Consider the following 20,706-nt stretch of genomic DNA (forward strand, 5'->3'; position numbering starts at 1 on the left):
TCAAAAAAAACTCTAGCCATCAACTCATTCGCTAATCAAACGACTGTCCGTTCGTTGCCCCTGTCGACTTTTGAATCCCTGTACGGGTGAGTAGCCCTGCGTTTGTTTGCCGTAATACCCCGTGCCATCGTACGGGCGGAGGGAAGGATCCTCTTTGCAGACATCCGTACAGGTGCCCCCGTGCTCATGACCACAGGTTTCGCAAAGTGTAATGTGGTTATTACAAACCGGGCTGGCGCAATTTATCATCCGACTGGTGGGAGTACTACACCGGTAGCAGGTCGATACCGTAACCGGGTTTATGTGATTGACCGGTACGGTTACGCGGTTATCGAATACATAGCATTCGCCATCAAAATCTTCGCCCCCCGTTTCCAGCCCGTAGCGGATAATACCCCCGTGAAGCTGATATACATTTTCGAAACCCTGCGCCAGCAGGTAGGCCGATGCTTTTTCACATTTGATACCGCCCGTGCAGTAGGTAACTATTTTTTTGCCCGTGCCGCGCAGGTGATCCAGTTCGGCCATGTGTTCGGGAAGTTCGCGGAGGTTCTCCATGTCGAACGTAATGGCATTTTTGAACTTTCCGACCTCGTGCTCGTAATTGGATCGCATATCGACCAGTACCACATCGGGGTCATCTTTGAGTTGCCGAAATGCGTCGGGTTCAAGATGGATACCCGTTTGCCGGAGCGGATCGACAGGGAGTTCAGAATGCACAATTTCCGATTTTACCCGAACGTGTAATTTTTGAAAGGTATGCTGGTCCGTTCCGTCTACCTTAAATTCGACCCCCGCAAAACGGGGATCGGCCCGGAGCGTATCCATGTAGGCGTCGCAATCGGCGGTGAGCCCCGATACAGTTCCGTTCAGCCCTTCGGGTGCAACGATGATACGGCCCAGCAAATTGAGCCGCAGACACAGCAGATGATGGTCCTCCCGGTATTGATCCGGGTTTTCGATGGGTGAGTAAATATAGTATAAAAGGACGCGGTACGGTTTCATGGCTTCAACAGTAAAATCGGATGGCCAATGCAACGCAGACAGCCGGTCCGAAACACAATTTCGATGACAAAATTAAGCAAAATGGGCGTGAAAACGTTGTGATTACAGACATACCGGCGCAGCCAGCGATGATATGCTAGCCATTTAAACACACTCAATCAGCACTCAGTATGCACATTGCGATTACGGGAAACATTGGCGCGGGTAAAACGACGCTGGCCGAATTACTGGCGGCCCACTATGGCTGGGAGGTGCTGTTTGAAGCCGTAGAGGGAAATCCTTACCTGGCCGATTTTTACGAAGACATGCCCCGCTGGTCGTTCAACCTGCAAATCTATTTCCTGAACAGTCGCTTCGCGCAGATGAAAAAGATTATCAGCCGACTGCAACTCGAACACGCAACAACGCTGGTTCAGGATCGAACCATCTACGAGGATGCGGCCATTTTTGCCCGAAACCTTAAACAGAGCGGCTTCATGACCGAACGCGATTTTGATACCTATCAGGATTTGTTTACGAACATGATGAGCATCGTGCGGCCACCCGACCTGATGATTTATCTGCGGGCCAGCCTGCCCAAACTTCGCCAGCAGATTCAGAAACGGGGTCGGTCCTTCGAGCAGGCTATAGCCGATCAATACCTGACAAATCTGAACAAACTCTACGAAGAATTTGCCGATTCCTACGCACTGGGGGCCCTCCTGATTCTGGACATGGATATCCTGGATTATGCCAGTCGGCCTCAGGATTTCAGGGAAGTTATCCGGCTGGTAGACATGCACCTACGATCGAATGAATAGCGCAGACTCAGGCTAGTTTCCACCGCTTGCTCAATTCCTGAGCCAGTGATTTTAGTTGGCTCAGGGAGAGTGGCTTTGTCAGGAACTGATTAGCCCCTAACGCCAGTGAGCGTGAATGTTCGGCTTCGGTAGCTGAGGTGGTAAGCATCACAACGGGCAGGTGCTCGTACTTGGGTAAACTGCGCAATTCTTTAAGCGTCTCAAAGCCGTTTTTAAGCGGCATGTTGATGTCCAATAGAATCAGGCGGGGTAGTTCGGTGCACTCATCCAGTTTGGGGAGTAGTTCAACACCATCATTGAGTATCATAACGCGAATGGGAGGCTGGCCACTCTCAAATGCGGAGCGTATAAATAGCTGATCGTCTTCGTCGTCATCAACGACCCAAACTGTTGAGGTAGTCATTTGTGGTAAACTGGTAGGATGACAATCTTTGGACAGGAACGAAAAGCTTCACAGCAATACTACTGGATAAAAATTTCCTATCCAAGTACTTACCTTTTAGTGCGACACCTATCTACTTGTGTCTCAAGAGAAACAGATTCGAATTTTTCCGGGAGAAGTCTACGGAGCAGCGTCCTACCTTATTTTTACAACTGGAAAATAGAACAGGCAGCCTTTTACTTTGTTTCCACTAATAAAATAACGCCTGAATGACTATGAACCAGACAATACTTGTAGCCGATGACGATGATGAAGACTTCCTGCTGCTGAACAATCATATTCGAAAATGCCATCAGCACATGATCCTGACGTACGTGCCAACCGGCGAAGAAGTAATCAAAAAATTACAGACCCTTCCGCTTCCCAACCTTATCATACTAGATGCCAAAATGCCCCTGATGAATGGCTATGAAACGGTAACGTTAATACGCGCTTCACCAAACTACCAGCATATCCCTATTTTGATCTGGTCCGGCTCACTCTCCAATGATGATATCATACATTTTTACCAGGCTGGAGCTAATTCGGTGATACTCAAACAGAGTATGCTCGAACAGATCGACATATTCTGTAAGTACTGGGTGGAGCTGGTTGAGTTACCCATTATGCAGTGACCGTGCCATCAGCCAGATAAATTTCTCTCAAAAGATACAGTGGAAAAAACATGAAAACTACCTACGAATGGCTGCTCCATAACATGGGCAATGAGGCCAATTACCTAACAATCCTGAACGTGCAGCAAACGAACGAATCCGGTATATCCCGGATCGACGTAATGGCCCGCACTAAAAACTTTAAGGTAATAAGCCTGATTATCAGCCCTGGAGATATAGATAACGGGTCAGACCATACGTTGGTAGACACAGCGAAAGAATCGATTTCGGGCAGCTACTTTTTTGACAATGAGCAATCCGTGATTACGTATTTATCGGAAGGCCAGACAGACGATAGGGGTACAACCGGATCAGGTATCCGGGTAATATTACTGGAGCCAGCCGATGGAACGGGAGAGATCGCCTTTCCACCAAAGCGGTAGAGAGTGGCTTAAAAAAAGAGCGCCCAGCCCAATCCTGCCGTCAGCAACAGGGTAATGAACAGTACAGTAAACCAGGTGATGGCGTTCAGCAGGCTGAAGGAAGAAGTGTTTGCGAGTTTCATCGTATTGATAATGGACAAATACACATTTGTGACTGACAGAATGACGTTTTGACGCTACTATGCACATACGTCACATATATAGGTCAGGATTTCAGTACTGTAACTTTTTTTTATATAAAAATAACAGGAAAAGAGTTTTTGCCCTATTTTCACAAAAAGGCGTACGGAAAGGTGAATTATGGAGATAAAACCCATCAACATGTTTGGGGATTAACTCTATTTTTCTCCTTTTTCCCCGGAAAGAGGCATCTATAAATTAAGAGGAAATTTACCGGTGCAGGCCAAACTTCCGGGTGTAGTCGACTTAACATTAGCGTGTGAGTGATTCGTTTACACAGTACCATGGAAGAACCTTTCCAATTCGCTGTACATCCTGGCCACCAGTTAATTGGTAAGGCACTGGCCAATTAATTACTACTGTCTTCGGTTAACTTTTTCCATGTTGCGGTACCGACAATACACCTGACTCAACACGAGTGTAGTATGATACCCCACTTGCCGTGTAGAAAATCATATACAAAACATTTTCTATCAAAATAATTGTATTAATTCTTTTTATTTACCAATTTTGTCCTACTTGTTGCTATGGCAATAGACAATATTGCTTTTTTCAATTCAGGTTGTATTCAATGGGAAAGGCTGGTCGCTCTACGACCAGCCTTTTTTTACGCTTTATTAGTCTTCTAAACCGCATAGCTTGTACCTTTGCGGCTTCAATCGACCGCGTTACCTGATGCCGCTGATTGCCCCGTCAAGTTATGAGCCGCCTGCCCGTTTATGGAATGGCCACCTGCAAACCATTATTCCCTCGCTATTTCGCAAGGTATCGGTTCCCTACGTCCGGGAACGTATCGACACGCCGGATGATGACTTCCTCGACCTGGACTGGGCTTATTCGAATGATGAATCGAAGGCTAGTCATTCATCATTAAAATCATTAGTAATCCTTACCCACGGCCTTGAGGGCAGTTCTACCAGTCCCTATCTGGCGGGCATGGTGCAACACCTGACCCAACAGGGATTCACCTGTCTGGCCTGGCACTACCGCTCGTGCAGCGGGCAGATGAACCGGCAACAGCGATTTTACCACGTCGGTGAAACGGGCGATCTGGATTTAGTCGTTCAATACGCGCTTGCCAAAGGGTATCAAACAATTTACCTTGTCGGGTTCAGCGCGGGGGGTAACGTAACGCTTAAATACCTGGGCGAAAAAGGGAAAGCCGTTCAAAGTGCGCTGAAAAAAGCCGTTGTCTTTTCGGTACCTGTCGATTTGATGGGGTCATCCCGGCGGCTCGAACAATGGGATAGCCTGGTGTATAACTACCGGTTTAGCCGGACGCTGAAACGAAAAGTACTGGAAAAAGCGGCTGTCATGCCAGGCGTTTTCCCGACGGAAGCCATCCGGAAAGCCCGCAACGTTCGGGAATTCGATAATTCGTTTACGGCACCCATGAATGGCTTTCGGGATGTAACGGACTATTATACACAGAGTAGTTCGCTACCGTTTATTCCGGCCATTACCATTCCTACGCTGGTCGTAAATGCTAAGAACGACCCTTTTTTGTCGCCAGAGTGCTTTCCGGAAGCTCTGGCGCGGGAACTACCCAATGTATGGATGGAGTTTTCTGCGCAGGGTGGTCATTGCGGTTTTCCTTCGCGCACGGGAGGTATTCAGGGAACGTACTGGTCAGAAGAACGGACCGTGGCGTTCTTTAAGGCCAGTGTATAACAAGTACGATTACCTGTTTACATGTCAGGTACACTGTTAACTAAAAGTAAGCGAATGGGTTGCCCGGAGTGGCGGCTATTCAACATAACAACAATATGACTACCACAGAACCAACCCCCGGCCAGCGTGCCGTACCACCGGCTGAACAGCCCTATTACGTCATTGATTTCGACAGCACCTTCACGAAGGTAGAAGCACTTGATATACTGGGTGAAATTTCGCTCGCGGGTCGGCCCGAACGGGATGATGTTCTCCACCAGATAAAAACCATTACCGACCGGGGTATGTCGGGCGAAATATCCTTTACGGAGTCACTGAACCTACGGCTGGATTTGCTAAAAGCGCACCGCAACCATCTGCCTGCCCTAATCGAAAGCCTGATGGGGAAAATATCCGATTCGTTTCAACGCAATAAAGAATTTCTGACCGAACACGCCGATCACATCTATATCGTATCGAACGGGTTCCGGGAGTTTATTTTACCCATTGTAACGTCGCTGGGCATTCAGGCAGAACACGTCTTTGCCAATACTTTTCTGTACGATGAGAACGGAGCGGTCATTGGTTTCGACCCGCAAAATCCCCTGTCGGCCAATGGGGGCAAATCGCAGGTCATTCGGGATCTGAACCTGGGTGGCGAAGTGTATGTCATCGGCGATGGCTATACCGATTACGAAATCCGGGCATCCGGGCTGGCCAACCGCTTTTATGCCTTTACCGAGAATGTTCTGCGACCCAGCGTCGTTGAAAAAGCCGACCACGTAGCGCACTCACTCGACGATTTTTTGTACCAGAACAACCTGAGCCGGAGTCAGTCGTATCCTAAAAGCCGGATTAAAGTGCTGTTGCTGGAGAATGTGCATCCGGTAGCCGTTCAGCTTTTTGAACAGGAAGGCTTTAAGGTGGAGATTAGGAAAGAGGCACTGGATGAGGACGAACTCATTGAAGCCATCCGTGATGTGTCCATTCTGGGTATCCGCTCTAAAACGAACATAACGGCCCGCGTTTTGGAAAATGCCAATAAGCTGATGGCTGTTGGTGCGTTCTGCATCGGTACGAACCAGATCGACCTGGACACCTGTACGCAGAAAGGGATTGCCGTATTCAATGCCCCCTACAGCAATACGCGCTCGGTGGTAGAGCTGGCCATCGGCGAAATCATCATGCTCATCCGCAGCATTGTGCCCAAAAGTAATCTGATGCATAACGGTGGGTGGGATAAATCGGCCAAGAACAGCTTTGAAGTGCGCGGTAAAAAACTGGGTTTGGTAGGGTATGGCAACATTGGTACGCAACTATCGGTCGTGGCCGAAGCCTTGGGCATGGAGGTATATTTCTATGATATTGTTGACAAGCTGGCGCTGGGCAACGCCCGGAAATGCAAATCGCTGGACGACCTGCTGGCCGTAGCCGATATCATTAGCCTGCATACCGATGGCCGTAAGGAAAACAAGAATCTGTTTAGCTACCGCGAGTTTTCGCTCATGAAAAACGGGGTTATCTTTCTGAACTTATCACGGGGGCACATCGTCGATATTCCCGCGCTGGTCGATGCCATTGAGCGGGGAAAAATTGCGGGCGCGGGCGTCGACGTATTCCCGCTGGAGCCGAAAACGAATAATGAAGAGTTTTCGAGTGCCCTGCGCAAACTTCCCAACGTGATTCTGACGCCCCATATTGGCGGCAGTACGGAGGAAGCCCAGGTAAATATTGGCAACTTTGTGCCGGGCAAACTACTCGAATACATCAATAATGGCAGCACGTACGGCAGCGTAAACTTCCCCGAACTACAACTGCCCATGCTGAAAGGGGCGCACCGCCTGCTGCACATCCACGCCAACGTGCCGGGCATTCTGGCCAAAATGAACGCCATTTTTGCCAACTATCATATCAACATTCATGGTCAGTACCTCAAAACCAATGAACAGATTGGCTACGTGATTACGGATGTGGCTAAAGAATATGCACATGAAGTGGTGGAAGAACTAAAAGGCATTGACAACACAATTAAGTTTAGACTACTTTTTTAATTGCAAATGAGTGAATGGGCGAATGAGTGACTAACCGGCGCATGCAGGTCTAGTGCCGAAGTCATTCACTCATTCACTCACTCATTCCTTCACTCATTCAATAATGAAAAACACCTACTTTACACCCGGCCCGGCCGAACTCTACCCAACTATTCACCAGCACCTGCAACGGGCAATGGACGAACAGATTGGCTCGATTTCGCACCGGAGCAAGCAGTTTCGTGACCTATACCGGTTTATGGATGAGCAGTTACGCACCCTGCTGGCCATTCCCGATACACACGGCATTTTCATTACCGGCTCGGCCTCGGAAGTGTGGGAGCGGATGCTGCTGAACTGTGTAGAGCACGAAAGTTTTCACCTCGTCAATGGCTCCTTCTCGCAGAAATTCTACGACTACGCCAATGCGCTGCACAAACATGCTCATGTACTCGAAAAGCCGTTTGGCGAAGGGTTCGACGCGGCCGAGATTCAGGTGCCGGACTATGCCGAGGTCGTTTGTGTAACGCATAACGAAACATCGTCGGGGGTGCAGATGAAACCATCCGAAATTCATAAACTCAAGCGGAAGAATCCGAAAAAGCTGTTCTGTGTCGATATAGTCTCCTCAGCTCCCTACCCCGACCTGGATTTCAGCCTGATTGATTCGACTTTTTTCTCCGTACAGAAAGCATTCGGTATGCCTGCCGGCATGGGAATCTGGATTGCCAGTGAGGCCTGCCTGGCCAAAGCCGAGCGATTACAAAAGAACGATACGCTCACCATTGGGGCGCATCATACGCTTCCTGCGCTCTGGAAACACTACAAAGACTTCGAAACCCCCGCAACCCCAAACGTGCTGTACATCTATCTACTGGGCAAGATTGCGGAGGATTTCAACAAAATCGGGATCGATACCATCCGGAGGCAAACCGAAGAGAAAGCGCGGATGCTGTATAAATTCATTGAGTCGTCGGACGCCTATGAGCCCTTCGTGAAGCAGGAGCGGCATCGGTCACAAACGGTTATCGTAGCCACTACACAAAAACCCTCTTCCGACGTTATTGCGATCGGGAAAGCCGCTAATATGCTTGTTGGAAGCGGGTATGGGAAGTTTAAAGAATCACAAATCAGGATTGCCAATTTCCCGGCGGTATCGCCCGAACAGGTAAACGAACTGATAAATCAGTTGAACAAAATTTACTAGTACACGAACTGTCTTCATCATGGCACCTTCCTCTACATAAGGAAGGTGCTTTTTTTTTTCATCGTTCCCAGCGACTGTAATTTGCCGGTAAACCTTATGAGGATATTATCGTTAATTAAATGATGGTTTTAATGTATAAACTTAACGGTAATGAAAACGACAATTACGGTCATACTCTTCTCAATGGGACTTTCGGTGGTGAGTCTGGCGCAGAGCAGTACTGATTCAACGAACCAGAATAAACCGCTTATTAACGAGCAGACAAAACAGGACATTCGCCAAACGGCAAATCAGGCTAGTGATAAACTGGAGAATGAAGTAGGAAAATCCATAAGCTATCAGGATGCCAATCAGTTAAACTGGTTCCAGCCCGGCAACATTTTCATTGGCGCTGGTCCTGGTTTTGGCGCCAGCAATGGTCAGGTTTACTTTGATATAAATACGCGCATTGGTTATTTTTTTCAGCCTGGCTTTATGGCTGGCCTTCGCTACGACTCAGACCGGCTCCTGGCTAAAAGTTATCATGCCCGGCAATTTGGCGCGTTTGCCCGCTATTATCCCTTTCGGACCCGTATCAGTAGTTTTGTAGGGGCTAGTCTGAACAGCGGCCGTGAGTTTTCGGACAATATCCCAGCCGATACCAAATCCAAATACACCAGCGTAGGGCTTGAGTTAGGAATAATGGCCTGGATTGCGCACCGCCTGGGTGCCGAACTATCCTTTGAAAGTAATTTCTACAACAAAATAGACCCGGCCGTTAGCCGGGGTAAAGGGGGACGACTGAAACTTGGCGTTAATTATTATTTCGGTACAGTTGGAAAAAAGAAAGCAAAACTAGCTCGGTAATCAACACCCAGTCGTGCTCGGGGCTATGATGGGTAAGTTCTATAGTCAGGGAGTTGTTCGATTAGTTCTACTGTCAAGTCTTACCCCAGGCACCCTATCCAAAACGCATTAACCCCGGATGGCCTGAAAAACCAGTGGATGCGTTCGGAAAATCCCGCATCAGGAATCAGGCGGTTAATTCACCAACGGTTAACAATACGAGCGGAATTAATTTGAAAAATTTCTGCCCGGTTTGAGTATTAAACATAGTGAGCACGACGGTATTAGTCCGTATCCTATTAAATATTCATTAAACAGTTCTGTTTGAATAGTAGCCCGATAATCTCCTCATCGGTGCAGACCGACAAACTATTTTGGATAGCGGTGGTTTCTATTACAGCAATTCTCACCTTATCAATAGATACGATGGAACACATGACCACCTTAACCAAAATAATGGAAGAACTTCGGCAGAAGGGATATACCCACGAGTTCGGCCCCAGAAAGGACTATCTGGAAGAAAAAAGTACCGATACCAAGTTGAAAAGTGATGAGTTCGCGGTCGATCAGTTTTATCGTTTTGAGGGAGAATCGGATCCGGGCGATGAGATGACACTGTATGCGATTACGGCCTCAAACGGCATGAAAGGGGTTTTTGTAGCCGCGCAGGGTACGTATTCCAATGAAGTATCGCCCGAACTGATGGCCAAACTGGATGTGAGCGACCGCCACAATGTCAACACTGATGGAGCCGTTCAGCCGCTGAATAGATAGTAGCGTGTTGCAATAGTCTTTTCGCTGATATTTGCAAGAAAAATCCCAGAAAATTTGACATATTTCGGGATTTTTCTTATCTTTGCGCCCTTTATAAAAAACGCAGCGTTCTTTTCCCTGCTACTATATCATGAAGTTATCCGAGTTTAAATTTGATTTGCCCGAAAGCCTTATTGCTAAATACCCGGTTGAACGGGGTGAATCACGGCTGATGGTTGTTGACCGTAAAGCCAAAACGATTGAACACAAGAAGTTTTCGGATATCCTGAGTTACTTCGACGATGGCGATGTAATGATCACTAATAATACCAAGGTTTTTCCGGCGCGGCTGTACGGTAATAAAGAAAAAACAGGGGCTAAAATTGAAGTGTTTCTCCTGCGCGAGTTGAATCGCGAGATGAAACTGTGGGATGTTCTGGTTGATCCAGCCCGTAAAATTCGGGTTGGCAACAAACTTTACTTCGGGGATAGTGATCTGGTAGCCGAGGTTATTGATAATACCACATCGCGGGGCCGCACCATCCGGTTCTTATTCGACGGTAATCACGACGAGTTTATGAAGGCGGTGGACGAACTGGGCGAAACCCCCATTCCCCGCGCCATGAACCGCGAGGCCGAAGAGGCCGACCGCGAAGATTACCAGACCGTTTTTGCCCAGCACGTCGGGGCGGTAGCCGCACCTACAGCCGGATTGCACTTCACCAAAGCCATGATGAAGCGGATGGAGATCAAAGGTGTTCACTTTGCTCCTATCACGTTGCACGTTGGTTTAGGAACGTTCCGTCAGGTGGATGTAGAAGACCTGACCAAGCACAAAACCGACTCCGAAAACTTCCAGATTTTACCGGAATCAGCCCAGACGGTTAATAAAGCACTCGATGCCGGCAAACGGGTATGTGCCATTGGTACAACCTCACTCAAAGCCATTGAGTCATCGGTGTCCGCCAACAGTCGTCTGAAGCCGATTGACGGCTGGACGGACCGGTTTATTTTCCCACCTTACGAGTTTAAGATTGCCAACTCACTGTTGACGAGTTTGCACCTGCCTGAGTCGATCCTGATTATGATGACCTCCGCCTTTGGTGGTCACGAACTCATTAAGGAAGCCTACCAGGTAGCCATCAAAGAAAAATACCGGTTCTTTAGCTACGGCGACGCCATGCTGATTATTTAAGGCAGGCAGTTGGTCGGTCGGTTAGTTGATTAGTACTTTTGAGGGGCTTTGCAGCCCCTCTTTTTTTATGACTGATTCACTAACCAACGGGCCCACTGACCAACTATTTGCCATCATTGTGGCGGGGGGAAGCGGTAGCCGCATGCAATCCAGCGTACCGAAGCAATTTCTGCTGTTGAAGGATAAACCCATTCTTCAGCACACCATCGAGCAGTTTATGGCGGTTTTACCCGCTCAGCAGATTGTTCTCGTCCTTCCTGCCGCCGAACAGTTTACCTGGGCTATTCTTTGTGAAGAGCATATGTTTAACCCTCCTATCCAGCTCGTTGATGGGGGTGCTACCCGCTTCCAGTCGGTGCGAAATGGCTTGCAGTCCATTCAGGCTGCTGCCGGTATTGTAGCTGTACACGATGGTGTACGGCCTTTTGTAACGCCCGCCATCATCCGGAATAGTTTCGACACAGCCGCCCGAACGGGATCAGCCGTAACCTGTGTAGCGGTAAAGGATTCGGTGCGGGTTATTGGTCCAGATGGGGTTAGTCAGGCGGTGAATCGTAGTCAGTATCGCCTGGTGCAAACACCCCAAACGTTTGCGCTTCATGCCTTCCGCCAGGCTTTTCAGGTAGAGGAACAGCCTTTTTTTACCGATTGTGCCAGTGTTATGGAGTACGCAGGATTCCCGATTACACTCATTGAGGGCGCCTACGAGAACATTAAAATCACGACGCCGGATGATTTGCGGTAATCCGTTCGGTTACCCCGATGTTGGCACAACGCACGATTTCATCCAGCAGGCGGGTCAGGTGTTCCGGTGTCGTGAGGGGATTCATGAGCGAAACCCGTAGATAGACCCGTCCGCGAATGGTGGTCTGAACGATATAGAACGCTCCTTGGGTAACCAGCCGCGTCCAGATTTGGGTGTTTAACTGGTCCAGCTGCTGCGCGTCCACTTCCGCCCCCACATACCGGAAGCAGACGATGTTTGCCTGCGGCTCAACGGCCAGCTCAAAATCCGGGCGACTACGCAGTTGTTCTGTCAGGTTTTCGGCCAGCTCATACAGTGTTTCGACGTTGGCTGTGAAAATCCGGGGGCCGTAGGTACGCAGAAGGGTATACACGTTCGCGCTCATCATGAGTTTGGTGCACTCGAACGCCCGTTTACCGGAGTTGAACCAGTCTTTTGCTTCGGCATCGGCCCACAAATACTGCGCTTTCTGCTGGAAGGTCCGGTACGAATCGGCATCGTGCCGGTACAGCACTGCCGTTATCAGTGCCGGTGTCATCATCATTTTATGAAAGTCGACCACTACCGAATCGGCCCGCTCGATACCCCGAACAAGATGCCGGTAGGTTTCGGAAAGAGCCGCTACGGCACCGTGGGCACCATCGGCGTGGAACCAGAGCGTGTGTTTTTCGCAAAAGTCGGCAATGGCGGTCAGGTCGTCGTAGGAACCAGTCGACGTCGAACAACAACTACCAACAACGGCAAAAACGACCAGCCCTTTTGCCTTGGCCCGTTCATAGTACATCTCCAGCAGATCTGTCCGCATCTGAAAACGGTCGTTGGTCGGAATCCTGATGATGCCCTCCGTACCCAGCCCCATAATTCGGGCGGCCCGGTCGACGCAGTAATGTGCCTCTTCAGACACCATAATGGCCAGACGGCTAGTCGTTCCCTCTTCCCAAACGTCGGCAGGAGCCCGAATGGCGCGGGCGGTGAGCAGGGCAGTCAGGTTAGCCAGTGTGCCACCGGAGGTAAGCAGTCCACCAGCTTCGTTGCCCAGGATCAGTTGTTCGGCCAGCCATTGGGTTACGATACGCTCCAGTGCATTGGCGGTCATGCCCATCTCGTACACGGCCATACCCTGATTGAGCAGCCCCGTCATCAGGCCGGTCAGAGCCGCCAGGGGCAATGGTGGGCTAACCTGGTGGCCCATGCACTGCGGATGATGCAGATGAATAGACCGTTGCAGCATCGTAGCCAGCAGAGGAATCGGATCGATATTGGTCGGTTGGGCAAAATCAGCCTGCCAATACGCCAGTTGTTCTTCCGGCAGCTGGTAATTCAGTACGGGTCCGGTACCGGCTTCGGCAGTCGCTAAATGGTCGGCCAGCAGATCGACCAAAGCGTGTCCCTGCTGCCGAAAGGCATCGGCCGAATAAGCTTCCTTGAGGAGCGTGTTCATCAGATTTTCAGTTTAAACAAAGCACGCAATTCTTTTTGACACCCGGAAATCTTTATTTTTGAGCTACTCATTCGTCCAGATGCGCCCTCGTCTCCCCGCCCACGCCTACGCCAACGGCATTCTTGCCGGCGACCGACTGCTGCTCAGTCAGGCCATTACGCTGGTGGAAAGCCGACGGGCCGACGATCAGGAAATTGCCCGGCAGGTGCTGAACGCTGTCTTACCCAGAACGGGCCAATCCGTCCGAATCGGGATTACCGGCGTGCCGGGAGTTGGCAAAAGCACCTTTATCGAAGCATTCGGCACATACCTGACCCAGTTGGGCCACCGGCTGGCAGTACTGACCATTGACCCTACCAGCCAGCGCTCGGGGGGAAGTTTGCTGGGCGATAAAACCCGGATGGACACGCTTTCCATGAATCCCAATGCCTACATTCGACCCTCGCCGGCGGGCGATTCGCTGGGGGGCGTGGCACAGCGCACCCGCGAATCGATTCTCCTCTGCGAAGCCGCCGGATTCGACATTATTCTGGTAGAAACGGTAGGCGTCGGGCAGTCGGAAACGGTCGTGCATGGCATGGTCGATTTCTTCCTGCTGCTGATGCTGGCCGGTGCGGGGGATGAGTTGCAGGGCATGAAGCGAGGCATCATGGAACTGGCTGACGCGCTGGTCATTACCAAAGCCGATGGCCATAATCTGGCTACCGCCAACCGCGCCCGGATGGAATACCAGAATGCGCTGCACCTGTTTCCGCCTACCGGAACGGGCTGGTTTCCACCCGTTCTGACCTGCTCGGCCCTGCCTGATGCCAGCGGGAAACCCGTCGGCATAACGGAGGTATGGCACATGATTCGCGAACACCAGCAACTCACTACCCAAAACGACTATCGGAACCACCGGAGGCAGCAACAGCAGCTAACCTGGTTCAGAGCGTTGGTGCAGCAGCGACTTGAAAGCCAGTTTTATGCCCGGCCGGGTATACATGACCAGCTGGCGACTCTTGATGAACAGGTGCTGGCCGGAACGCTTCTGCCTGCGCCCGCCGTTGAACAGTTGTTTGGTCCGGCAAAGACCAGCCGATAGAGTCGCTATTTTCCTTGCGTTATGTTCAAATTACTCGTACTGATACTTTCTTTTTCAGTGGCATATCCGGCCTTCGCCCAGCGCGATACCACCATCATCATCAGCGCGTCGGCGGGGTTGCAGTTCGACCAGAAACGGCTGGTTATCAAACCCAACACCCGCCTGAAAATCCTCTTTCAAAACAAAGACGACATGGCCCATAACCTGGTGGTAACGCGGCCCAACTCCCGGCTTCGGGTGGTGGAGTTTGCACTGGCACTGGGCGACAAGGGAACTGCGCAGAATCACGTTCCCGTTATGGACGACGTACTGGCCCACACCCGAAGCGTAGACCCCGGCACTACCGATTCGCTGGTCGTTACCCTGACCGAAGGCGCTTTTCCATTCGTGTGTACCTATCCGGGACATGGCTATGTTATGTACGGGGTGATTTATGCTACAAGTACGCCCAAAAAGCTACCCCCACCGGAACAGGACACTAACCTGCCTAATCCATCCCGCGTGGCTGAGGCAGGTCATCAGCATAAGGCCAGTGAATCAGGGCATCCCTATTCCCTGACGCTCCCGGCCGTTTGCCGAACCTTTATGCCCGACTGCGGCCCGGCGGCCATTGCCGTCGGGTTGCCCGGACCATCCGGGCAGGAAAGCGGTCAGTCCTATGTTTTTGATGCCGGCCAGTGCCGGATGCGTTATGCCTGGTCGGGTGGGTTTGTCGATAACACTGAGCAATGGGATGGCAAAGGGCAGCGGTTCACCAAAGTTGTCGGTGATATCTATTTTCGGGATACGGGCGGGTTTCCCTGGCGCGTCGGTTTCGGCACGCAGCCGCCACCCCGGTTTAAAGGGTATCGGTTAGTGAACCGGTACCCCGAATTCCGGTACGTCGTCAATGGCGTGGAGATTCGGGAACTCGTCAAATCGCTGCCCACCGGGCGGGGTCTTGTCCGTACGTTTACGCTCGGCCCCGGCAACGCGGCCATTACTTTTCTGGCAACCGCCCAGCCGGGCATTCGTCTAAAACCATCCGTCGGGAAGTTGACGAATGGAGAAATCAGACTACCCGCCGGAACCCGTCGGTTTACCCTAACAATGGAAAAGGATGGCTAATTTTTGAGGAGAACCTCTACCATACGTCCTATCTCATACGTCATACTCCTATGCTTGCTTCCCTCCTCCTGTCTTCTTTCCTGCTCACGACTTCCCCGGCCGATACCATTTCGGATTATTATACTGTAGAAACCATCCCTACGCCCCCCGGCCTGGTGGCCGAAACGGGTGGACTATCATTTTTACCCGATGGTCGCATGGCGGCCTGTTTCCACCGGGGCGAGGTGATGTTGTATAATCCTAAAACCAAAAGCTGGAAACTCTTTGCCGAAGGGCTGCACGACCCGCTGGGTGTGGTGGCCATCAGCAACCGCAAACTGCTGGTGATCCAACGGCCCGAACTGACCCGGATAACCGACGTAAACGGGGATGGGGTGGCGGATACCTACGAGACCGTTACTGACCAGTATGGTATGTCGGGTAATTACCACGAGTTTGCCTTTGGCCCCGTGCGCGATGCCAAAGGCAATCTGTACATCAGTCTGAACACGGCCTCCAGCGGAGCGGGCATCCGCGACGAAGTACGGGGCACATACGATTCGCTGGGTCGACAGGGGCGGATGTACTCCTGCGTACCGTACCGGGGATGGATCATGCAAATTACTCCCGATGGCAAGGTAAGGCCCTACGCCAGTGGTTTCCGGTCGCCCAACGGTATGGGGTTCGATGCGCAGGGGCGCCTGTTCGTGACCGATAATCAGGGCGACTGGCTCGGAACCAGTAAACTATACCACGTAGAAGAGGGCAAGTTTTACGGGCACCCGGCCAGCCTGGTGTGGCGTCCCGGCTTCCCGGACATCGACCCGCTAACCCTGCCCGTCAGGTCGCTGGACAGCATGCGCACGGTAGAAAGTATCGCTTTTCCACACGAACTGATGGCGCACTCACCAACCCAGGTAGTGCTGGATAACACCAATGGTAAATTCGGTCCCTTTGCGGGGCAATTGTTTGTGGGCGAGATGGACTTTGCTCATTTACTACGCGTGCTACCCGACGAAGTAGACGGTCAGATTCAGGGCGCGTGTATTCCGTTTTTCAGTAAAGGCGGGGCAAACGGAACGGCCATGCGAATTGGCAACAACCGGCTCGCCTTCTCGCCCGATGGCAGTTTGTACCTCGGCCAGACGGACCACGGCTGGCTGGGCGAACGGGGCATTCAGCGCATTAGCTACAAGCCAGGCAAAATCCCACTCGATATTATGGCAATGAAACTAACGCCATCGGGTTTCGACCTGACGTTTACCCAGCCAGTCGATGAAGTAACCGCCCGCGATTTGGCCAACTATCACTTCCGCCGTTACTATTACGAGTACCACCAGGCTTATGGCTCTCCACAAATGGATGTGCAGACGGTACCGGTTACGTCCGTTCAGCTTTCAGCCAACCGCAAAACGGTATCACTTACACTGCCGACGTTAACGGAAAACCGTATCTACGAACTGACCCTGAGTAACTTATCAACCAATAACGGGTACAAAAAGCTAATGAACCCGCTAATCTGCTATACGCTGAACCGGCTGGCAAACTAGTAAAAAAAGAGACTGGCCGGATTCCGCAAAAGTAATAGTACTTCTGTGGAATCCGGCCAGTTTAACCAGATGCATACCTCGTTAAAACCTAGGCATTGCCCAGCGTACGAACGGGTTCGTTGGCACGGGTTGCCGGTACACTCTCGTCGCTGACACTCGCGTCTGTTTCAGCTGCGGCCTCTTCATCGTCGCCCAAAGCGGCTTCTGCTTCGGCTTCAACCACGTCGCCCGGTACATCCGTATCATTGCTGTCCGCTACATTGGATGGTAAATCGTTAACCAGGGTTTGGTCATTCAACTGCCCCAGGGCCGGGTGGATACCCATCGTATTATGCATTTGTTGAGCTGCATTGGACTCGGTGCTTTCTTTGCGGGAATTGCTACTTACGCTCATAACGTTATGTGTTTAAGTGTTTAGTGAATTAATGTTTCGTAAATAAAGATCAATAAGAAGGTTTGTTGTTTAGATCCGTACCGGTTTCGGCGATTTCCTCGTTGCGTTCATCTTCCGTCTTCTCGGGTTCCTCCTCCGGCGAATCATTTTGTTTTTTGGCGGCTTCCTGGGCTTTTGGAACAGGCACCTTATCGGCCGATGCGTAATCGTCGGGGCCGTGTGTTGTAACGGATACCATGGCCGTGTCCGTTTTAGCGGAATCGGCAACGGCACTATTCATACCCTCTTCCGTAACTTCCATGGTGCTGTTGGCAGTATCTCCCCGACGAAGCAGCCCTTCTTCGCTGTCCATATCGGTACTACCGATGCCGCGAATGTTACGGCCATCCTGGCCACCACGTACCTGAATACTGTCCAGCCCGTTGGCAGAGTTTTCCTGTTCGTATCGGTGTTTGTTGTCTTCGGCCCGGCGGTCGATATCCGTATCGTCGGAACCAAAAGGACCTTCTGTCCGGCCCGTTATCTCGGCACCATCTTTTTCTATACCTTTCTGTTCTTCGTCTTTCATAGTGTTGAGTCTGTTACTTTGTAGGATAACTATGTGTGCAACAAAAAGTTTGGGTCTGGATGACCCTGGTCCGATTCAATATGATACCGAATAATACATTTCAATACGTTAAAGTTTATTTTTTAAACTAAAATCTAGTGTTCTACGCTATTTTTTGTTTACTTTAAAATCTAATTTCGATCTTGAGACTAGTATATCTTCCTGTATGTACTGATTGATTGGGTTAGTAAGTAGTATTTATTGGATAAAGCTTCTTGCAGAAAGCGGACTGATGCTATCGGTCCGCTTTTTTTAATAAAGCTCATTCGTGTCCTTTTGACAGACACTTACTGTCCGATTTCTGACAGCTCACGCACCTTATTGTCAATAAAACCCTCTTTCCATACAATCAGGGTCCATTTTCGCTGTCCGTGCGGTAAAATGAATAAAGTGCATCCACTATTTATTATGAAAATGCCCCGAAACATAACCCCATCCCGCCATCCCGCTGGACATAGACCATGAATCCGGTGCAGCGTTTGCGGAATGAGTAACAAAATGGGCGTGGCAGGATGAAGAAAAACCCCCATCGTGCCACGCCCTATTCTCTGATTTCTTACTGAATTTTAGCCAGCCACAGCGATGCATTGATGTGTAATGCCGGATGTGACGTGTAGCCCGATGGAACATCGCCCGACCAGCCGTTGAACAAACTATCGTTGGTATCGCCCGTACCGTCGTCGGCGGGGGAACTGTCGCCGATGAACACCACCCGACCACTACCGTAGGTTGATAACAACGCCATAACGCTCGTAGTGCTGCCGACCGTGCTGCTCATGCGCCAGAATAAGCCCTGTACGTTGGTATTGTTTGCCGGATAGAGCGTGGCGGTAGTGCCGTTATAAAAAGCCAGTTTCGACGCTGTACCGGCTACGCCACCCAATACCTTTTGAGCATTTGTATTTGTGCCTGTATACACCTTTGTGGTTGGCTTCTCGCTGATGTCTACGTAGTCGATCACAAAACCGAATGGTTTGTTGTTGTTAACCCCATTGTTCGCCATCAGGTCGTTCCAGACGCGGGGCGAATCGGCACCGTCGCCATCCCGGTCGGAGGGATTGTAGCCGTTCGGGTCGGTGCCCGTCAGCGACGGAGCCGTGTGGTCGGCCACCATCATCAGGCCACCACCGCTGGCAACAAAGTTCATGATCGCCGTTTTTTCGGCTGCCGAAAACAGGCGGTTCGGTTCAACGACGACGTAGACGTTGTAATTGCTCAAATCCTGGGCGTTGGACGTATTGCCGTACGTAATAGCCGTGCCGACGGGGAGTGTTTCAACAAAATTGCCGCGCTTAACCAGTTCAATGGCCCAGGAAGAAATGCCTCCTTTCCAATAGGTTTCCGACGTACTCGAAGTGATACCTGTGTAAGAAGGCGTTGGCGTCCGCTGGGCTTTCGTTTCTACCGTTGTACCGCCCGTATAAGTCGGTACGTTTTCGGTTCCGTCGGCATCAATCTGCCAGTCGGCACTACCCGCGTTCTCGTAATGACTGGCATCGAACAGAAACTTCTTACCCGTTGGCGGGGGCGTGGTTCCTCCTCCACTATTGTCGTTAATAACGATATCGTCAATATTGATGCGGTTGGTCGAACCGGATAGTTTACGAATTTCCAGCCGAACGGTCCCCGTCACGTTTAGCGTAAACGTCTGCGTTTGCAGGGTAGTCGTGGTAGAGATGTTAGCCCCGTTTTGGGTCCAGCTACTACCCCCGTTGGTTGAATACCACAGGCTCCACTGGCTCGACGCGTCGGAACTATACGTCCCGTGTTTAATGGTTACGGTGCTGATGCCCGACGTCACATCGAACAGCATGGTCAGTTTACCCGTGTTGCGGATACGCGCCGACCAGGCCCCTGCTTTCAGGTCGCCACTCAGATTGCCGACTAACCCATCGTACAGGTTCCAGGAGCCAGAGGGCAGCGTAACATTATCGCCACTGGCCGAACCAGTCGGCGACACATCGTAGGCCGTTTTGGGGCTGGTAGACCCCACTTCAAACCCTTCTGACAGGGATACGGCCGCTGCTGCCCGGGCAGAACCCATGACCGCTCCGTTACCGACGCTGGGGGTTAACTCATTGAGCGAATGGCAACCGACTAACAACGAGCCAGCCACAGCGACGGCCACATACAGGCGTCTGAACTTACCGAATTGAAACATGAGGTTATTAGATGTTGGCAGATGAGTGAAAAACCATGCAAAAGAGCGTTATTTCTTCGTCGCTTCAACCGAAATGAAACATTATTTTATCGTTACCAAACGATGCAGGATTGTCGTACACTATACGCCCTCGGCCGGGTAACTTTTTCCCGGCGTATAAGCACAAAAGCGTACATTTATTACGCACATTGAGCCTTTCGCTGTTCAGGCTGTATTACCACAACATCCGCATGAGTTACTATCAACGCTGCCTCCATCCATGCCTAATCATGATGGTGCTGAGCACAACGTTGCTGGCACAAACGACCCTGTCCACAAGGCCGCTCAGTGTTACGGCCGCTTGTCCGGGTACTACGGTTGCCGTTTCGTTCAGTCTGACTGGATCTATAAGTACCAGTGCAACTTATACGGTACAGCTTTCGGATGGTGGTGATTATAGAGACATCCCGACAAAGCCACGTCTTGTAAATTATGAATCAATCGTTAGGGCCACAATTCCTACGGATCTGCCTACA

General features: G+C 50.8%; 19 protein-coding genes. 13 read left to right on the forward strand and 6 right to left on the reverse strand.

Features of this window, described 5'->3' with window-relative positions:
• Window positions 1–24: 24 nt before the first annotated feature.
• Window positions 25–1,005: an oxygen-dependent tRNA uridine(34) hydroxylase TrhO gene (gene trhO, locus B157_RS0121010; protein WP_020605279.1), complete on the reverse strand. Its 981-nt coding sequence runs from the start codon at window positions 1,003–1,005 to the stop codon at window positions 25–27.
• A 170-nt stretch (window positions 1,006–1,175) separates the two neighbouring features.
• Here trhO and B157_RS0121020 point away from each other — a divergent pair, with 170 nt between their 5' ends.
• Complete coding sequence (locus B157_RS0121020; RefSeq protein ID WP_020605281.1) at window positions 1,176–1,805, forward strand: deoxynucleoside kinase; 630 nt, start codon at window positions 1,176–1,178, stop codon at window positions 1,803–1,805.
• A gap of 7 nt (window positions 1,806–1,812) precedes the next feature.
• Here the strand turns inward: B157_RS0121020 and B157_RS0121025 are convergent, their stop codons facing one another.
• Window positions 1,813–2,208 carry a response regulator gene (locus tag B157_RS0121025; RefSeq protein ID WP_020605282.1) on the reverse strand — a complete coding sequence of 132 codons (396 nt, stop codon included), beginning with the start codon at window positions 2,206–2,208 and terminating at the stop codon, window positions 1,813–1,815.
• Window positions 2,209–2,462: 254 nt separating this feature from the next.
• Between B157_RS0121025 and B157_RS0121030 the strand changes: the two genes are divergently transcribed.
• The 9 genes from B157_RS0121030 (at window position 2,463) to B157_RS0121075 (ending at window position 11,868) form a co-directional block, all read left to right on the forward strand.
• Entirely contained in the window at window positions 2,463–2,861 is a 399-nt protein-coding gene (locus tag B157_RS0121030; RefSeq protein ID WP_020605283.1) for a response regulator, read from the forward strand.
• 50 nt (window positions 2,862–2,911) lie between these two features.
• The gene (locus tag B157_RS0121035; RefSeq protein ID WP_020605284.1) at window positions 2,912–3,283 is read left to right on the forward strand and encodes a hypothetical protein; all 372 of its coding nucleotides are present in this window, start codon (window positions 2,912–2,914) and stop codon (window positions 3,281–3,283) included.
• 855 nt (window positions 3,284–4,138) lie between these two features.
• Window positions 4,139–5,134: a YheT family hydrolase gene (locus B157_RS0121045; RefSeq protein WP_020605286.1), complete on the forward strand. Its 996-nt coding sequence runs from the start codon at window positions 4,139–4,141 to the stop codon at window positions 5,132–5,134.
• A 95-nt stretch (window positions 5,135–5,229) separates the two neighbouring features.
• On the forward strand, window positions 5,230–7,164 hold the full coding sequence (gene serA, locus B157_RS0121050; RefSeq protein ID WP_020605287.1) for a phosphoglycerate dehydrogenase: 1,935 nt from the start codon (window positions 5,230–5,232) through the stop codon (window positions 7,162–7,164).
• A gap of 103 nt (window positions 7,165–7,267) precedes the next feature.
• A complete protein-coding gene (locus B157_RS0121055) occupies window positions 7,268–8,350 on the forward strand; it encodes an aminotransferase class V-fold PLP-dependent enzyme (RefSeq protein WP_020605288.1) in 1,083 nt (360 codons plus the stop codon).
• 150 nt (window positions 8,351–8,500) lie between these two features.
• Entirely contained in the window at window positions 8,501–9,196 is a 696-nt protein-coding gene (locus B157_RS0121060; protein ID WP_026308857.1) for a hypothetical protein, read from the forward strand.
• A gap of 405 nt (window positions 9,197–9,601) precedes the next feature.
• Window positions 9,602–9,949, forward strand: a complete 348-nt coding sequence (locus B157_RS0121065) for a hypothetical protein (protein ID WP_026308858.1) — start codon at window positions 9,602–9,604, stop codon at window positions 9,947–9,949.
• A 130-nt stretch (window positions 9,950–10,079) separates the two neighbouring features.
• A complete protein-coding gene (queA, locus tag B157_RS0121070) occupies window positions 10,080–11,123 on the forward strand; it encodes a tRNA preQ1(34) S-adenosylmethionine ribosyltransferase-isomerase QueA (RefSeq protein WP_020605291.1) in 1,044 nt (347 codons plus the stop codon).
• A 67-nt stretch (window positions 11,124–11,190) separates the two neighbouring features.
• Window positions 11,191–11,868 (forward strand): 2-C-methyl-D-erythritol 4-phosphate cytidylyltransferase, encoded by a 678-nt coding sequence (locus B157_RS0121075; protein ID WP_020605292.1) that lies wholly within the window; start codon window positions 11,191–11,193, stop codon window positions 11,866–11,868.
• On the opposite strand, the gene B157_RS35835 is transcribed toward B157_RS0121075, so the two are convergent.
• Complete coding sequence (locus B157_RS35835) at window positions 11,843–13,309, reverse strand: pyridoxal phosphate-dependent decarboxylase family protein (protein ID WP_020605293.1); 1,467 nt, start codon at window positions 13,307–13,309, stop codon at window positions 11,843–11,845. The two genes, B157_RS0121075 and B157_RS35835, sit on opposite strands and share 26 nt — an antisense overlap.
• Window positions 13,310–13,388: 79 nt before the next feature.
• Between B157_RS35835 and meaB the strand changes: the two genes are divergently transcribed.
• Genes meaB through B157_RS0121095 form a run of 3 tightly spaced genes read left to right on the forward strand, consistent with a single transcriptional unit; the run spans window position 13,389 to window position 17,029 of the window.
• Window positions 13,389–14,393, forward strand: coding sequence for a methylmalonyl Co-A mutase-associated GTPase MeaB (gene meaB, locus B157_RS0121085; RefSeq protein ID WP_020605294.1), 1,005 nt, complete (start codon window positions 13,389–13,391; stop codon window positions 14,391–14,393).
• Window positions 14,394–14,414: 21 nt separating this feature from the next.
• Window positions 14,415–15,500 (forward strand): plastocyanin/azurin family copper-binding protein, encoded by a 1,086-nt coding sequence (locus tag B157_RS0121090; protein ID WP_020605295.1) that lies wholly within the window; start codon window positions 14,415–14,417, stop codon window positions 15,498–15,500.
• Between the two features lie 50 nt (window positions 15,501–15,550).
• Window positions 15,551–17,029, forward strand: a complete 1,479-nt coding sequence (locus B157_RS0121095; RefSeq protein ID WP_020605296.1) for a PQQ-dependent sugar dehydrogenase — start codon at window positions 15,551–15,553, stop codon at window positions 17,027–17,029.
• Between the two features lie 88 nt (window positions 17,030–17,117).
• Here the strand turns inward: B157_RS0121095 and B157_RS0121100 are convergent, their stop codons facing one another.
• The 3 genes from B157_RS0121100 to B157_RS0121115 form a co-directional block, all read right to left on the reverse strand.
• Window positions 17,118–17,423 (reverse strand): hypothetical protein, encoded by a 306-nt coding sequence (locus tag B157_RS0121100; protein ID WP_020605297.1) that lies wholly within the window; start codon window positions 17,421–17,423, stop codon window positions 17,118–17,120.
• A 49-nt stretch (window positions 17,424–17,472) separates the two neighbouring features.
• Entirely contained in the window at window positions 17,473–17,991 is a 519-nt protein-coding gene (locus tag B157_RS0121105; protein ID WP_020605298.1) for a hypothetical protein, read from the reverse strand.
• Between the two features lie 595 nt (window positions 17,992–18,586).
• Window positions 18,587–20,191 (reverse strand): hypothetical protein, encoded by a 1,605-nt coding sequence (locus B157_RS0121115; protein WP_020605300.1) that lies wholly within the window; start codon window positions 20,189–20,191, stop codon window positions 18,587–18,589.
• Between the last annotated feature and the right edge of the window lie 515 nt (window positions 20,192–20,706).

Origin of the sequence: Spirosoma spitsbergense DSM 19989, assembly GCF_000374085.1 — a bacterium.
Classification (GTDB): domain Bacteria; phylum Bacteroidota; class Bacteroidia; order Cytophagales; family Spirosomataceae; genus Spirosoma; species Spirosoma spitsbergense.

Excerpts from the sequence above, each read along its gene's own strand:
- B157_RS0121030 (WP_020605283.1), top strand. The coding sequence starts at position 2,463 with ATGAACCAGACAATACTTGTAGCCGATGACGATGATGAAGACTTCCTG.
- B157_RS0121100 (WP_020605297.1), bottom strand. The coding sequence starts at position 17,423 with ATGAGCGTAAGTAGCAATTCCCGCAAAGAAAGCACCGAGTCCAATGCA.
- serA (WP_020605287.1), top strand. The coding sequence starts at position 5,230 with ATGACTACCACAGAACCAACCCCCGGCCAGCGTGCCGTACCACCGGCT.
- meaB (WP_020605294.1), top strand. The coding sequence starts at position 13,389 with ATGCGCCCTCGTCTCCCCGCCCACGCCTACGCCAACGGCATTCTTGCC.
- B157_RS0121090 (WP_020605295.1), top strand. The coding sequence starts at position 14,415 with ATGTTCAAATTACTCGTACTGATACTTTCTTTTTCAGTGGCATATCCG.
- B157_RS0121075 (WP_020605292.1), top strand. The coding sequence starts at position 11,191 with ATGACTGATTCACTAACCAACGGGCCCACTGACCAACTATTTGCCATC.
- B157_RS0121065 (WP_026308858.1), top strand. The coding sequence starts at position 9,602 with ATGGAACACATGACCACCTTAACCAAAATAATGGAAGAACTTCGGCAG.
- B157_RS0121095 (WP_020605296.1), top strand. The coding sequence starts at position 15,551 with ATGCTTGCTTCCCTCCTCCTGTCTTCTTTCCTGCTCACGACTTCCCCG.
- B157_RS0121035 (WP_020605284.1), top strand. The coding sequence starts at position 2,912 with ATGAAAACTACCTACGAATGGCTGCTCCATAACATGGGCAATGAGGCC.
- B157_RS0121025 (WP_020605282.1), bottom strand. The coding sequence starts at position 2,208 with ATGACTACCTCAACAGTTTGGGTCGTTGATGACGACGAAGACGATCAG.
- B157_RS0121115 (WP_020605300.1), bottom strand. The coding sequence starts at position 20,191 with ATGTTTCAATTCGGTAAGTTCAGACGCCTGTATGTGGCCGTCGCTGTG.
- B157_RS0121105 (WP_020605298.1), bottom strand. The coding sequence starts at position 17,991 with ATGAAAGACGAAGAACAGAAAGGTATAGAAAAAGATGGTGCCGAGATA.
- queA (WP_020605291.1), top strand. The coding sequence starts at position 10,080 with ATGAAGTTATCCGAGTTTAAATTTGATTTGCCCGAAAGCCTTATTGCT.
- B157_RS0121045 (WP_020605286.1), top strand. The coding sequence starts at position 4,139 with ATGCCGCTGATTGCCCCGTCAAGTTATGAGCCGCCTGCCCGTTTATGG.
- B157_RS0121060 (WP_026308857.1), top strand. The coding sequence starts at position 8,501 with ATGAAAACGACAATTACGGTCATACTCTTCTCAATGGGACTTTCGGTG.
- B157_RS0121055 (WP_020605288.1), top strand. The coding sequence starts at position 7,268 with ATGAAAAACACCTACTTTACACCCGGCCCGGCCGAACTCTACCCAACT.
- B157_RS0121020 (WP_020605281.1), top strand. The coding sequence starts at position 1,176 with ATGCACATTGCGATTACGGGAAACATTGGCGCGGGTAAAACGACGCTG.
- B157_RS35835 (WP_020605293.1), bottom strand. The coding sequence starts at position 13,309 with ATGAACACGCTCCTCAAGGAAGCTTATTCGGCCGATGCCTTTCGGCAG.
- trhO (WP_020605279.1), bottom strand. The coding sequence starts at position 1,005 with ATGAAACCGTACCGCGTCCTTTTATACTATATTTACTCACCCATCGAA.